Raw genomic sequence first — 13,291 nt, 5'->3', positions numbered from 1 at the left:
TCTTAATTTAAATGCGATTTAAGTACTTCGTACCACAAGGAGTATCCTTTATCATTCATGTGGAGGCCATCTTCCACAAAGAGGCTGTCGTCTACTTCCTCCCCGCGAATCATCACATCCCATACATTGGCATAGGCCACCCGGGATGTTTTGTTTGCATATTTTTGAAACTTGCGATTAAGTCGGAGATAACGTCTTTTCAGATGCCATCTGTCCGGACTTGGCTTGGCAGCAATAAGGACAATATCTGTGTTTGGAAATTCGGTCCAGATACGATTAAGGATCTTTTTGGTTGTACGCAGAACCCTTGCCGGACTTCTCTTGAAACTAATGTCATTATCTCCTTCATAGATAAATACCTTGGTCGGATTGTAATCCAGGATCAACGGGTTGATAAATTCCAGAAGATCTGCCGCCTCCGAACCTCCAAAACCGGTATTGATGATCGGGTGGCCCGGGAAATATTCCTCCAGTCCTTCCCATAATCGGATACTGGAACTTCCGGTAAAAACAACGGTTTTCTGATTCTTGGACCTGAGGTGTTTATATCTCCGTGTGATCAGATCGACCTCCTCACTAAAGTCGGTTCCTTTCTGAGCTGTTACAAAAAAACAACCGGCCCAGACAAACAAGATTAGGTAGATAAATTTTAAACGCATCATTCGCTTAGTCATAAAAATATCAATCGACAGATGCAACGAGTTCTTCAGCGAGAGCCCAGTCGTAAAAGCGCTCTATCCAGGTATCCGAGGGCAGGCCCTGTTCTTTCATCCCAAAGCCATGTCCGCCTTTGGAATACATATGCAGGGAAGCTTTTTTACCCGCCTGATACCAGGACTGGTACAGGGCAACACTGCCACTGGCGAGACCCAGAGGGTCGTCTGAAGCACAGATTACAAGCATGGGAGGGACATTTTCAGATACTTCCTGCACCGGCATGGCATCGGTCCAGGCATAGACCGGTACCAGGAAATCGGGACGGGTTTGATCCGTGGCATTATAAGCTACGCCCATAGTAACCGCACCTCCTGCAGAAAAGCCCATAAAGCCTATACGGTCTTTTTTAACCCCAAGTTCATCGGCATGGGAACGGACATATTTTACAGCCGTCAGGCCATCGGCTACTGAAAGAGGCATTACAGCACCGATTAATCTTTTAAATTCCTCCAGGTTTTTACTGCTGGTTTCGTTGAGATCTTTTACCCCATCCTCTCCCGTGGGCACCAGCCTGTATTTGAGAACAAAAGCAGTAATTCCCTTTTTATTCAGCCATTTGGCCACCATATTACCCTCGCTTTCAATGCTCAAAGCATAGAGTCCGCCACCCGGTGCTACCACCACAGAAGTGCCAGTAGCTATGGCAGGATCGGGCCTGAAAACCTGCATGGTAGGGATAGATACATTGGTTACTACTTCGTTATTCCAGATCGTTGAAAAATAGGCCTTTTCCTCTCCTTCCCATTCCAGCCCTGCAGGGATCTCATAGGGTAAGGTAATAATCTCCTGAGCCCTGATGCCGCTGATAAGCAGGAAAAAGAGTAATAGTGTACTGTAAAGTTTCATAGGGTGTGTTGATTTTTGTCTGGAGACTAAAATATGAAATTATCCTGTGCTTTTCCGCTACAGTGATTTAATCCTGCAGTTCCGGATAAATAACTTCCTCATTGATCTCCGGCACATTCCCCGGATATTCTTTCCCCCTTAATTTGTGAACCGTATGTGCCTGCAATTCTTCTTCGGGATAGGAGTGGATCAGTTCCTGTACGGCTTTAACGTCTAATTCTTCTTCTACTTCAATCAACCACTTATCGGCTATCTCTTCGTCTAGCACTAATGGCATACGAGGGCCTGATAATTTGGGATTATTGTGGATCCTGCCCATCATCTGATTCCCCTCTGTGGTAACGATGGTAAACGTATTGAGATATTCCCCGGTTTCCGGATCGAGCCAGGGGTTCCACAATCCGGCAAACACCAAGGGTTGCTTGTCTTTCTTATGAATGAAATATGGATAGGTCTTCCCTTTAAAATGATGATGCTCATAAAAACCATCCACATAGATGAGACAACGATGGTATTTTGCTGCCGTCCGGAATGAAGGTTTTTCAAAAATGGTCTCTCCACGTGCATTGAGGGTGTTGTTCCAGAGCTTTTTCTGCTGTGCCCTGTCTTTTACCCAATGAGGGACCAGACCCCAGCTAGCTACTTTAGGGTATACAGGGTCGTCCTCGGTGTAGATCAGCAATTTGGGATGCTGAAATCCGGAAGCGTGGTGTATGGGCAGGTCGGTGAGAGGAGCGAGCTTTTCTTCAATCTCCCTGATGGCGATCTCATCTCCGTATTGCCGGGCCCGTTTTAATTGTGCCTCCAGGCTTGCTTTAATATCGTAACACATTGATAGAACTTATTGAGTTGCCTCTTTCTTCACATAACCAGGCCCTTTTACAAACCTGCCGGGAAATGCTCCGGTATGTTCCCCGTCTTTGAGCACAGGAACACCATTTACCAATACATGCTTCATCCCTGTAGCGTATTGGTGAGGTTCTTTAAAGGTGGCATTATCCGTAATGGTCTCCGCATCAAAGAGGACCACATCTGCATAATACCCTTCTTTTAGAGCTCCCCTCTTCTCGAGCTTTAAATTTGTTGCAGGGAGGAGGGTTAGTCTACGGATGGCTTCTTCCAGGGAGATTACCTTTTCCTCCCTTACAAAATGCCCTAAGAGTCGGGCAAAAGAACCATAAGCCCTGGGGTGCGTACTTTGCTCAAGGAATACCCCTTCATTGGTATAAGAGCCAGCATCAGAACAGATGGCCATATAAGGCAGTGTCAGTTTTTTCTTTACATTCTCTTCAGACATGGAAAAGTAGACCACCTGAATTCGACTGTCATCCTCAAAAATAAGATCCACAACGGTCTCTCTCGCGGATTTTTCCCGCTCTTTTGCCACATCTGCGAGTGTCATCCCGATAAGATTCCTCATATCGGGATTTCGGAAGCCCACCAGCAGTATATTTTCAGGCGGGACATGAAAATCGATCTCCGCGATCATCTTTTTTCTCATCGGAGCTTGTTTCATTAATTCGATTGTGCTGCTGTGCCCCCCTTCTTTGGCCCAGGAAGGGAGCAATACATTTAAACCAGTTGAACTAGCATTGTACATATACATATCGGTGGTGATCTGCAATCCTTTTGCCCTTGCTTTATCCACCAGTTGAATCGCACTGTCTAGCAGATGCCAGTTAGCGGTACCCGAGGCCTTAAAGTGATAGATTTCAGCGGGTAGTTTTGCCTCTTCGGCAATGGTAATCAGCTCCTGTACTGCTTCCAGTAATTTGCCTTCCTCATCCCTTATATGTGAAACGTACATGCCATTGTTTTTTGACGCCACCTTGGCCAGAGAAATGATTTCCTCGGTCTGGGCATGACCGCTGGGAACATAGATCAGGGAAGTAGATAATCCTACGGCACCTTCTTCCATAGCCTGCTGTACGAGGCTTTCCATCTGTGCCAGTTCCTCTACGGCAGGAACCCTGTTCTCGTATCCCATGACGTATTCGCGCACAGTGCCGTTTCCGACAAAGGAGGCGATATTGGTAGAGACGCCCTTATTTTCCAGAAAATTCATGTATTCCCCAAGCGTTCGCCAGCTCACGTCGTAGGTGATGCTTTGCTGACCTTCAGCCATATTAGCGGCCATCTTTTCGTTTAAGGGTCCCATAGAACGTCCTTCTCCCATCACCTCAAGGGTTACTCCCTGCCGGATATCGCTCTGCGACCGCCCATCCTCTATCAAAGCTACATTGGCCCAGCTCAGCATATTATTAAAACCGGGGGCAACGGTGAGATTCGTGGCATCTATTTCCTGCTTCCCTCTGGCATCGCCGAGGTCTCCCATGGCGGCAATAGTATCGGCGTTGATTCCCACATCCCCGACAAAACCTTTCTCTCCGGATCCGTCGAGGACGTAGCCGTTTTTTATAAGGATATCAAAGGATTGGGGTTCTGAACAGCTGAAAATCCCCGTTATCAGGATAAACAGGGTAATTCTGGAAAATGATTTCATAAGTGCTTGATTTTTTCTGATGGCCACCTCGTTTTTGTCAGAGGAAGCACTTTAAAAATACTCTAAAAATTGGGCACCCCCAAAACTTTCATCTTTGTACTTTTGCGCAAAATAAATCTCATGAATTCGCGGAAAGACCAGTTAGCAGCCCTCGACCGATTACTTACCATAATGGACGAATTACGGGCGCAGTGTCCCTGGGATAAAAAACAGACCATGCAAAGCCTGCGTCACCTCACCATTGAAGAGACTTATGAACTGGGAGATGCCATCCTGGACGAAGATGCCGAGGAGATTAAAAAGGAATTGGGCGACCTTTTGCTGCACATCATTTTTTATGCTAAGATCGGATCTGAAACCGGCGATTTTGATATCGCCGATGTCTGCCATGCCATCAGTGAGAAACTCATCCACCGCCACCCGCATATCTACGGGGACGTGGATGTGGCTGATGAAGAAGAAGTTAAAAAGAACTGGGAAAATATAAAGCTGTCTGAAGGGAAGAAAAGTGTACTGGAAGGGGTTCCTGCCAGCCTGCCTGCCCTTGTGAAGGCCAACAGAATACAGGACAAAGTGGCCGGAGTAGGTTTTGATTGGGAGGAGCCGCAGCAGGTCTTTGAGAAACTACAGGAAGAATTGGGCGAATTGCAGCAGGAAATAAATAGGGGGGAGGAGGAGCGCATAGAAGCTGAATTCGGGGATGTTCTGTTTTCCATGGTCAACTACGCCCGCTTTTTAAAAGTGAATCCCGAAAATGCCCTTGAAAGAACCAATAAAAAGTTTATCAAAAGGTTTTCCTATCTCGAATCCAAAGCCAAAGAGGCAGGGAAGTCACTCAAGGAAATGACCCTGACCGAAATGGATGTTCACTGGAATAACGCCAAAAGCCTCTAACCCTAAACCCTTTCCTTTGTTTAAACGATATACCCGGGAATTCAGATACAACATTACCCTCTCCGTACCGGTGATCCTGGGGATGCTGGGACATACTTTTGTGGCCTTTGCAGACAATATCATGGTGGGGCAACTGGGTACGGCCGAACTGGCAGCGGTCTCCCTGGGGAACAGCTTTGTTTTTATCGCCATGTCTCTGGGTATAGGATTTTCAACCGCCATCACCCCCCTTGTAGCTGAGGCCGATGGTGCCGGATTAAAAGAAGATGGGAAACGCGCCTTAAAGCATGGCCTGGTGCTGTGTACCGTCCTGGGTATTTCCCTCTTTGGCCTTATCCTCTTGATGAAACCCCTGATGTACCTGATGGACCAGCCTCCTGAAGTGGTTGTCCTGGCCATTCCCTATCTCGACCTGGTGGCTTTTTCTCTGGTTCCCCTGATCATGTTCCAGGCTTTTAAGCAGTTTTCGGAAGGACTTTCACAGACCAAATACCCCATGTACGCCACTATCCTGGCCAACGTGCTCAATATTATCCTGAACTACCTGCTGATTTTCGGGTCGTTTGGATTTCCCAAACTGGGCATTGTAGGGGCCGCAATAGGTACTCTTATTTCACGCTTTGTGATGCTGGCCTTCCTTTGGATCCTGCTGAACAAAAAGAAAAAATTTCACTTCTACGTTACCGGCTTTAATTTCAAAGTCCTGGAGAATAAAGTGATGAAAAAGATCATCAACCTCGGGTTTCCCTCTGCCCTGCAGATGTTTTTTGAAGTGGGCATTTTTACCGCAGCCATCTGGCTGAGTGGAGTATTGGGGAAGAACCCCCAGGCGGCCAATCAGATTGCCTTAAACCTCAGTAGCATGACCTTTATGTTTGGGATGGGTCTGGGGGTTGCCGCCATGATCCGGGTAGGCAATCAGAAAGGACTAAGGGATTGGGGGGAATTAAGGCGAATCGCCCAGTCGATTTTCTTTCTTACCCTCATCCTTGAAGTCGGCTTTGCCATCCTATTCCTGGTCTGCCGATTCTGGTTCCCCACCATCTACCTCGATGTGGATGATATCACCAACCAGGCCGACAATATGGAAGTAATCGCCCTGGCAGCGCAGCTTTTACTGGTTGCTGCCTTCTTTCAGATCTCCGACGGTTTGCAGGTGGTTATCCTGGGAGCCTTGCGAGGCCTGCAGGATGTAAAGATCCCAACGGGGATCACTTTTATAGCCTACTGGCTTATCGCTTTCCCCATCAGTTACTATCTGGGACTGCACACCCAACTGGGCAGTACAGGAATATGGATTGGCCTTCTCGCGGGGTTAACGGCATCTGCGATTATGTTGTATCTTCGATTTAATTATTTAACCAGAAAATTAGCTTTAGAAGCTGCAGGAAGCAGTGAATAAGAATAGTTAAATATTTTTCTATGGACCTACCCAAATTTTTGTTTGGAGACAATACCGATCATCCCTCAGCCATTTTTATCATCCACACTGAATATCCCCGTTTTGTAATCAATCTTGAGAACGACGAGGTAGCATGGCTGGAAGAATTTTCCAGGGAAGATGAAAAGGAACTGGAAGTGGAAGCCAGGGAACTTTTTGAAGCCGCCAATGCGTTTTACGACAGGGAAATAGCCAGATACGATGACTGAGATGTGGGAAGAACTTCTCCATATTGACAAGAATGTTTTTCTCTATCTCAATAATCTGGGAACCCCTACCTGGGATGGGTTCTGGATGTTGATGACCAACAAATTTACTTCAGTTCCCCTTTACCTTATCCTCCTGTTTCTCGCCGGGCGCTCCCTTGGTTGGAAAAAAACCCTCCTTCTTTTAGTGTTTGTCGCCCTGTTGATCACCGTCTGTGACCAGCTGGCCAATTTTTTTAAAATAGGAGTTGGTCGGTTAAGACCTTGTTATGATCCTGAGCTCGACGGACTCTTCCGCCTGGTTAAATCATCCTGTGGAGGGAAATTCGGGTATTTTTCGGCCCATGCAGCAAATTCATTTGCCGTGGCTGTTTTCTTTACCCACTTTTTCCAATCCTCTAACCGTATACTCCCCTGGTTGTTGATCACCTGGGCCCTGGTAGTTTCCTATAGCCGCATTTATATCGGAGTTCATTTTCCGTTTGATGTGCTCAGCGGAGCTCTTGTAGGCTTGTTGATGGGCTGGCTTTTCTTCCGCTTGTATATCTTTGCTATAGACAGGACCCGACTATGATCTCATCTGCCCGATACTGGAGTTTATTTGTCCTCATCCTCCTGGTCTATGTGGCGGGCCTTTTTGTTACCCTTTTTGAAAACGATTCAGCACAGTTTGCGGTGATGGCTATGCGGATGGTTCAGGAAAATGACTTCCTCAGCCTTTTTAAAGGCCCGGAGGAATACCTGGATAAGCCTCATATGCATTACTGGCTTGCCGCTCTGGCTTACAAGGTCTTTGGGATACACGACTGGGCCTACCGAATACCAGCTCTCCTTGCTACATTGCTGGGTGCATACAGTACTATGGGATTGGGCAGCTTACTCTACAACAAACAAGTGGGAAAAGTAGCCGGATTGATATTCCTGACGGCTCAGACCATCGTCCTTTCAAATATCGATGTGCGTACCGATGCCGTGCTTACGGGCTTTACCATTTTAGCCATATGGCAACTGGCAAAATATATCAAGGATGCCAGTTTACCCGCCCTTCTCCTGGGCGCTTTTGCGGCCGGAATCGCATTTTCTACCAAGGGCCAGATCGCCCTGCTGGTTATAGGGATTCCCGTATTTTTTCACCTTGCTTATTCCGGAGAATGGAAGCGACTCTTCCATTGGAAGGTGCTGCTGGCCCTGTTGATATTTACCCTCACCATCAGTCCGATGTTATACGCCTACTACCAGCAATTCGACCTGCACCCAGAAAAGGTGATCAGGGGGAAGGCCAACCGAAGTGGTATATTTTTTATCTTCTGGGAACAGAGCTTTGAACGCTTAAGCGGGGAAGGAGTAGGGAAGAATAGCAGCGACTATTTTTTCTTTTTCCATACCTTCCTTTGGGTATTCCTGCCATGGACGCTGATAGGTTTAATTGCCTATTATTCACAAATAAAGAAATTGATCAAAACCCATTTCAGGAGGAACCCGAAATTTGAATTGCTGACCGTGGGAGGCATTGGGGTTATTTTTATCATTATCAGTTTTGCCCAATTTAAACTGCCACATTACCTCAATATTTTAATTCCGTTGTTCTCTATCCTGGCTGCAGCATATTTGTTTGCTCTTAAAAGGAAGCAAAATACACGTGCGTTGAATATAGTATTGGGATTACAGTACTTTGTGCTGAGCCTGGTTTTTATCGCCACGGCCCTGATCTGTTTCTATGTCTTTGAGTGGGCGACTTGGCTTGCCTATGTCCCTTTGTTTATCGCCTATGCTGTAGTGGCCTATTTTATCGTAAAAAAAGAAGCGCCTTATCTGCGTATTATCACCATCACTATTCTCGCGTCGGTCCTGCTCAACGGTGTGCTTAACCTTCATTTTTACCCGGAATTATTAAAGTACCAGGGCGGATCAAATATGGCGGAGATCGTAGAGGAAAAAGACATCCCTGTAGATCGGATTCACAAGATTTCCACAAGGCATACCTGGGCACTTGATTTTTATAATCAGAACCCTGTGAATATTTCAAGCATTGAGCAAATAAACCAACTACAGGATATCTGGATCTACGCCAACGAAGAGGAATTAACCCGATTGGATGAAGAGGGAATTTACTGGGATATGGAATTTGAAGTGGACCAATTCAGGATCACACGCTTGCAGGGAAAGTTTCTGAACCCTGAAACACGTCCCGGAATCCTTAATAAAATGTACCTGCTGCACAAGCCCTGATTCTTAACGGGTATCGGGTTGCGGTTTTTTAAAATGGTACCAGAATCCGGCAAGGGAAACCAAGGCTGTGATCAGGAAAAAGAGCATACTGATACCAACAGATCTTTCTTCTTCAAGACCCAGCCAAAGTGCACCGTAAAGGAATACCAGTTCCCGGCTTCCAATGCCACCAATGGTAAGGGGAATTACGGAGACGATGGAGGATATCAGGAAAATAAAAAGATATTCCCTGGTGGCCACTTCAATATCCAGCGCCTGAAGAATAAAAAGGACACTCCCGAGTTGTGCGAGCTGTACCAGGGCCGATAACAGGTTTGTTTTCCAGAAAATCCCAAGCACATAGGAGAAAAAACGGGCGTACACTGCCCTGAAGACCACAATACTTAGTGGAATACACGCCAGGAACAGCCAGTGAAAAGAGACCACCTCAGGGGCGTCTATGGTCATGCCAATAACACAAGCAATGACAAAGAGCAATAAGAGTCCGCTTAGCCTGTCAAGCAGAAGAACAGCTACCACCCTTTTGGTCTTTACCTCAAAATGCTGTTTGAGGTAGTATCCCTTATAGGCATCGCCCCCTATACCCCCCGGTAAAAACAAATTGTAAAACATACCAAGGAGATAGAGCCTGAGGTTGGTCTTGGAACTCAGGGGAATTCCGATTTTGTGAAAATACATGTTGAGGCGGAACGCTGCTACCCCTTTTGAGAAAATGAACAAAAGTAAAGCCCCAAGCAGGTAGAGGGGGTTGACTGACTTAAGGGAAGACCAGACCTCCTTAAACGGAATTTTGGTAAAAATAAAATAGAGCAGGGCAGCACTAACGAGGATCTTTAAAAGGGTGATTCCTTTTTTACGCAGTTTTGCCACCTATGTTGACGTTTTTAATACGGTAGGGTCGTTTGCTCTGCGATTCGTAATAGGTGCGAATAAGCAGTTCCATGACGATACCGATGGTGAAAAGTTGTATGCCCCCAATGATAAACATCATCCCGAAAATCAGCAATGGCCGGTTTCCGATGTCTTCCCCCAGGCCTAGTTTTACGAGCAGGAGGTAGAAATTTATCAGGATTCCGAGAATGATCAGCAATACTCCCAGAATACCAAACAAATGGATGGGACGCTGGAAATATTTCCGGATAAATAACAGCAGCATCATATCTGCTACTACCTTAAAAACGCGTTCCAGGCCGTATTTGGAAACCCCGGCGTGGCGGGCGTGGTGTTTTACCGGTACTTGTTTGATCTGTGCCCCTTCAAGGAAGGCCAAAAGGGTGATAAAACGGTGCATTTCCCCGTAGAGGTTTAAGTCCTTGGCAATATCCCTGGTAAATACTTTCAGGGCACAGCCGTTGTCCTTTATGTCGAGTTTCGTCACCCTTCTCACCAGGAAATTTGCGATCTTGGATGGGATCTTCTTCACCAGGGAGTCTTTCCTTTTCTGACGAATCCCGGTTACCACATCAAATTCCCCGCTCAGTGCAAATTCGAGCATTTGGGGAATATCACTGGGATCGTTCTGCAAGTCGCCATCCATGGTGATGATGTACTCTCCCTGGGCGTAATCCAGGCCTGCAGCCAATGCAAGACTTTGTCCGTAATTTTTTTTCAGGGAGATCAGATGCACCTTCTCATCTTCCATTTCTTTGACAATTTTCCGGGTGTTGTCCTTGGAAAAATCATCAACATATATGATCTGATACTGGTAATTCTCCAGGCTTTCATGGATCTTGGCAGTAAGTAGCTCCACGTTTTCCTCTTCGTTGTACAAAGGGACCACAATAGAAAGTAGTGCGTTGGTGTTAGGCGTCATGCAGCTGGCTTGTTGGTGGCAAATTTAGGCTTTTTATTTAAGACCTTTTGAATAGGCTTCCAGCAATTGCTCGGCTGCACGGAAGGGCGAAATCCGGAGTTCCTCCACCGCTTTTTGAAGGGGTGCCATAGCTTTTTTTACTGAGGGCTGACGGTAAAATTGCCGTTGTAGCAGGGATTCTACGGTTTGATGAAACCAGTAGGTATTCTGATCCTGCCTGTTGCTCTTAAAATAGCCCGATCCCTTACTCTGGATGGCAAAGGCATTGACCATCTGCCAAATCTCGGGTATGCCCGAGCCGTTGAGGGAAGAACACGTCAGCACTTTTGGGCTCCAATTACTTTCCTTTGGCGGATACAGGTGCAGTGCCCGTTCAAATTCACTCCTGGCCCGTTCTGCCCGTTTGATGTTATCTCCCTCTGCCTTATTGATGACGATGGCATCGGCCATTTCCATAATCCCCCGTTTAATACCCTGTAATTCATCCCCGGCCCCGCTGAGTTTCAGTAGCAGGAAAAAATCGACCATGCTGTGGACAGCTGTTTCACTCTGGCCAACGCCTACCGTTTCTACCAAAATCACATCGTAACCTGCGGCTTCGCAAAGTATAATACTCTCCCTGGTTTTACGGGCTACTCCTCCCAGGGACTCCCCGGAAGGGGAAGGACGGATAAAAGCGTTGGGGTCATTAACCAGATGTGGCATACGGGTCTTATCGCCCAGAATACTACCTTTACTCACTGTGCTGGTAGGATCTACGGCGAGCACCGCTACCTTTTTTCCCATCCCGGTAAGCATGCTGCCAAAACTCTCAATAAAGGTACTTTTCCCTACGCCAGGTACCCCGGTTATGCCAATTCTGAGCGTATCATTCTTATGCGAAAGACTTTGCTCAATGATCTCATATGCCTTTTCCTGATGTTCGGGATTTGTACTTTCTACCAGGGTAATGGCCCTGGCCAGCATGGGCTGATCTCCCCGCAAAATACCATCCATCAAATCCTTTGTGGAAGGGGTTTTCTTTCTCCTGGATTTTAGTTCAGAAGCACTCTTTTTTCCTATGTTACCGCTTTTACTCAAGTCTTTCTGAAAATGGGCAGCTGAACTTTGGTCTTATCCCAGGCGAGAGAAAGGAAAAGGCCGTAACTATCATCAAAAGTGATAGTAAAGCTTTCCTGACTGGCCGACATGTCGATGACGGAAGCTTCTACCTGTAGTACATCGGTTTCCGGGTTTCTGGTAGCCTCCTGTCCCATGCTGCTCAGGGTGGCCCCCCAATCAGGGATTTCACTGTTAAAAATGATTTGCCATTTGTCCTTTCCGGGGATGGTCCACAGGGAATAAGAACCGGCTGGCAGGGCTTTTCCCTTTATCATGATATCGGTTTTAGTCTCAAAACGGGTGGGTTCATTGGCTCCCGTACGCCATACCTTATCGTAGGGTACAAGCTCCCCGAAAATCACTCGGCCTTTTTTAGACGGACTACTATAATTGACCAGCAGGTCATAGCCACCTTCCTGGTAGACATTGGTGGTCTCCGGACTATTCTTTTTAGTCTGTTCCCTCATAAAGGGCATGGCCACAAAGTAAAATAGCAAGGCCAGTACGACCAATATTCCGACAATCCATTTTAATATTTTCATTTCAGATCAATTAGGTTTATATCTGCCTAAGGTACTAAATCGAAGCTAAAAACAGATTCATTCCTATAGGTTTCCCCCGGGAGTAAAAGGCAGGAAGGAAAGGCTTCGTGCGCAGGCGCATCGGGATAGTTTTGGGTTTCAAAACAGATAGCAGGCAGATCTTCAGGCGTATAAACCACAACTGAAGGCTGGTTAGAGTCTACCCGTATCCTGATTCCCGATAAGGGAGACCAGGCAATCACCTTAGGATTTTGACCCGGATCTGTGACGTAGGGGGTGTCAAGTCGGGTTTTTCCCAGCGCCATCGGCTTTCGAAAATCATAGGATGTATTTTCCACAGGAAGGAATTGACCCGTTGGGACGAGATTTTCCCCTGTTTCCAGTCGCTTTTCACTAAAAACCTGCAGCATAAGATGATCTATTTCGGCCTTCTCATCCAAACGGAAATAGCTGTGGTTGGTAAGGTTTACAACGGTGGGTTGGTCGGTGGTCGCCCTGTGGATGATCCTCAGGCTATTTCCTTGAAGTTGATAGGTGACCTGTACTTTTAAATTTCCTGGATAGCCTTCTTCCAGGTGGGGACTGAGATATTCGTAGGTTACGGAGGGTTCTTTTCCTTCCCTTACCTCGGTAAGGGTCCATATCCTTTTTCCCAAACCTTTTTTACCCCCGTGAAGGTGGATGCCTTGGTGGGAATAAATGGGATATGTCTGGTCTTCAATCTGTAACTGACTTCCCGATATTCGCCCTGCGAACCTGCCAACACAAGCACCTAAAAATCGATCATCCTCCCTGTAATCTTCCGGATTTTCAAAGCCTACAACACAATTCACCGGTCTGCCTTTCCTGTCTTTTACGATCAACTTCTGCACCACAGCACCGTAGTTGAGGGTGGTTAGCTCAAGGGAATCGTTTTTAATGGTAACTTGTTTCAAGGAAGGACAAAAATATTTGCTTAAAAATAGGATATTTTGCAACACCCCTTTTTTTAATTCGTCT

At 46.5% G+C, this 13,291-nt stretch carries 14 protein-coding genes; 5 read left to right on the top strand and 9 right to left on the bottom strand.

Annotation, left to right across the window (positions count from 1 at the left end; translation table 11 throughout):
• Positions 1-2: 2 nt before the first annotated feature.
• The 4 genes from AB8P51_RS10310 to AB8P51_RS10295 all read right to left on the bottom strand — a co-directional run bounded on the left by AB8P51_RS10310 (position 3) and on the right by AB8P51_RS10295 (position 4,066).
• Positions 3-662 (bottom strand): GDSL-type esterase/lipase family protein, encoded by a 660-nt coding sequence (locus AB8P51_RS10310; protein WP_369748752.1) that lies wholly within the window; start codon positions 660-662, stop codon positions 3-5.
• A gap of 19 nt (positions 663-681) precedes the next feature.
• Positions 682-1,563, bottom strand: a complete 882-nt coding sequence (locus AB8P51_RS10305; RefSeq protein ID WP_369748751.1) for an alpha/beta hydrolase — start codon at positions 1,561-1,563, stop codon at positions 682-684.
• Positions 1,564-1,630: 67 nt separating this feature from the next.
• Positions 1,631-2,395, bottom strand: a complete 765-nt coding sequence (locus AB8P51_RS10300; RefSeq protein WP_369748750.1) for an SOS response-associated peptidase — start codon at positions 2,393-2,395, stop codon at positions 1,631-1,633.
• A gap of 9 nt (positions 2,396-2,404) precedes the next feature.
• On the bottom strand, positions 2,405-4,066 hold the full coding sequence (locus AB8P51_RS10295) for an amidohydrolase family protein (RefSeq protein WP_369748749.1): 1,662 nt from the start codon (positions 4,064-4,066) through the stop codon (positions 2,405-2,407).
• 120 nt (positions 4,067-4,186) lie between these two features.
• On the opposite strand from AB8P51_RS10295, the gene mazG reads away from it, so the two are divergent.
• The 5 genes from mazG to AB8P51_RS10270 are packed head-to-tail and all read left to right on the top strand — an operon-like array spanning position 4,187 to position 8,836.
• The gene (gene mazG, locus AB8P51_RS10290) at positions 4,187-4,960 is read left to right on the top strand and encodes a nucleoside triphosphate pyrophosphohydrolase (protein WP_369748748.1); all 774 of its coding nucleotides are present in this window, start codon (positions 4,187-4,189) and stop codon (positions 4,958-4,960) included.
• Positions 4,929-6,362 carry an MATE family efflux transporter gene (locus AB8P51_RS10285; protein WP_369748747.1) on the top strand — a complete coding sequence of 478 codons (1,434 nt, stop codon included), beginning with the start codon at positions 4,929-4,931 and terminating at the stop codon, positions 6,360-6,362. Before mazG ends, AB8P51_RS10285 begins: the two co-directional genes overlap by 32 nt.
• Before the next feature lie 20 nt (positions 6,363-6,382).
• Positions 6,383-6,610 (top strand): hypothetical protein, encoded by a 228-nt coding sequence (locus AB8P51_RS10280; protein WP_369748746.1) that lies wholly within the window; start codon positions 6,383-6,385, stop codon positions 6,608-6,610.
• Complete coding sequence (locus AB8P51_RS10275) at positions 6,603-7,181, top strand: phosphatase PAP2 family protein (protein WP_369748745.1); 579 nt, start codon at positions 6,603-6,605, stop codon at positions 7,179-7,181. Before AB8P51_RS10280 ends, AB8P51_RS10275 begins: the two co-directional genes overlap by 8 nt.
• The gene (locus tag AB8P51_RS10270) at positions 7,178-8,836 is read left to right on the top strand and encodes an ArnT family glycosyltransferase (protein ID WP_369748744.1); all 1,659 of its coding nucleotides are present in this window, start codon (positions 7,178-7,180) and stop codon (positions 8,834-8,836) included. The genes AB8P51_RS10275 and AB8P51_RS10270 overlap by 4 nt, the downstream gene beginning before the upstream one ends.
• Positions 8,837-8,839: 3 nt before the next feature.
• Here the strand turns inward: AB8P51_RS10270 and AB8P51_RS10265 are convergent, their stop codons facing one another.
• The 5 genes from AB8P51_RS10265 to AB8P51_RS10245 are packed head-to-tail and all read right to left on the bottom strand — an operon-like array spanning position 8,840 to position 13,227.
• Positions 8,840-9,706, bottom strand: coding sequence for a lysylphosphatidylglycerol synthase transmembrane domain-containing protein (locus AB8P51_RS10265; RefSeq protein WP_369748743.1), 867 nt, complete (start codon positions 9,704-9,706; stop codon positions 8,840-8,842).
• Complete coding sequence (locus AB8P51_RS10260; RefSeq protein ID WP_369748741.1) at positions 9,690-10,649, bottom strand: glycosyltransferase family 2 protein; 960 nt, start codon at positions 10,647-10,649, stop codon at positions 9,690-9,692. Before AB8P51_RS10260 ends, AB8P51_RS10265 begins: the two co-directional genes overlap by 17 nt.
• Before the next feature lie 33 nt (positions 10,650-10,682).
• Positions 10,683-11,729 carry a methylmalonyl Co-A mutase-associated GTPase MeaB gene (meaB, locus tag AB8P51_RS10255; protein ID WP_369748740.1) on the bottom strand — a complete coding sequence of 349 codons (1,047 nt, stop codon included), beginning with the start codon at positions 11,727-11,729 and terminating at the stop codon, positions 10,683-10,685.
• Positions 11,726-12,292 (bottom strand): DUF2911 domain-containing protein, encoded by a 567-nt coding sequence (locus AB8P51_RS10250; RefSeq protein ID WP_369748739.1) that lies wholly within the window; start codon positions 12,290-12,292, stop codon positions 11,726-11,728. The genes meaB and AB8P51_RS10250 overlap by 4 nt, the downstream gene beginning before the upstream one ends.
• Before the next feature lie 26 nt (positions 12,293-12,318).
• Positions 12,319-13,227 carry an aldose epimerase family protein gene (locus AB8P51_RS10245; RefSeq protein WP_369748738.1) on the bottom strand — a complete coding sequence of 303 codons (909 nt, stop codon included), beginning with the start codon at positions 13,225-13,227 and terminating at the stop codon, positions 12,319-12,321.
• Positions 13,228-13,291 lie beyond the last annotated feature (64 nt).

The organism is Muriicola sp. SD30 (genome assembly GCF_041205185.1).
Taxonomy (GTDB): Bacteria; Bacteroidota; Bacteroidia; order Flavobacteriales; family Flavobacteriaceae; genus Muriicola.
Note: the sequence above shows the minus strand (reverse complement) of the source record. Positions and strands in the feature narration are given on the sequence as shown.

Excerpts from the sequence above, each read along its gene's own strand:
- AB8P51_RS10310 (WP_369748752.1), bottom strand. The coding sequence starts at position 662 with ATGATGCGTTTAAAATTTATCTACCTAATCTTGTTTGTCTGGGCCGGT.
- AB8P51_RS10305 (WP_369748751.1), bottom strand. The coding sequence starts at position 1,563 with ATGAAACTTTACAGTACACTATTACTCTTTTTCCTGCTTATCAGCGGC.
- AB8P51_RS10300 (WP_369748750.1), bottom strand. The coding sequence starts at position 2,395 with ATGTGTTACGATATTAAAGCAAGCCTGGAGGCACAATTAAAACGGGCC.
- AB8P51_RS10295 (WP_369748749.1), bottom strand. The coding sequence starts at position 4,066 with ATGAAATCATTTTCCAGAATTACCCTGTTTATCCTGATAACGGGGATT.
- mazG (WP_369748748.1), top strand. The coding sequence starts at position 4,187 with ATGAATTCGCGGAAAGACCAGTTAGCAGCCCTCGACCGATTACTTACC.
- AB8P51_RS10285 (WP_369748747.1), top strand. The coding sequence starts at position 4,929 with ATGTTCACTGGAATAACGCCAAAAGCCTCTAACCCTAAACCCTTTCCT.
- AB8P51_RS10280 (WP_369748746.1), top strand. The coding sequence starts at position 6,383 with ATGGACCTACCCAAATTTTTGTTTGGAGACAATACCGATCATCCCTCA.
- AB8P51_RS10275 (WP_369748745.1), top strand. The coding sequence starts at position 6,603 with ATGACTGAGATGTGGGAAGAACTTCTCCATATTGACAAGAATGTTTTT.
- AB8P51_RS10270 (WP_369748744.1), top strand. The coding sequence starts at position 7,178 with ATGATCTCATCTGCCCGATACTGGAGTTTATTTGTCCTCATCCTCCTG.
- AB8P51_RS10260 (WP_369748741.1), bottom strand. The coding sequence starts at position 10,649 with ATGACGCCTAACACCAACGCACTACTTTCTATTGTGGTCCCTTTGTAC.
- AB8P51_RS10250 (WP_369748739.1), bottom strand. The coding sequence starts at position 12,292 with ATGAAAATATTAAAATGGATTGTCGGAATATTGGTCGTACTGGCCTTG.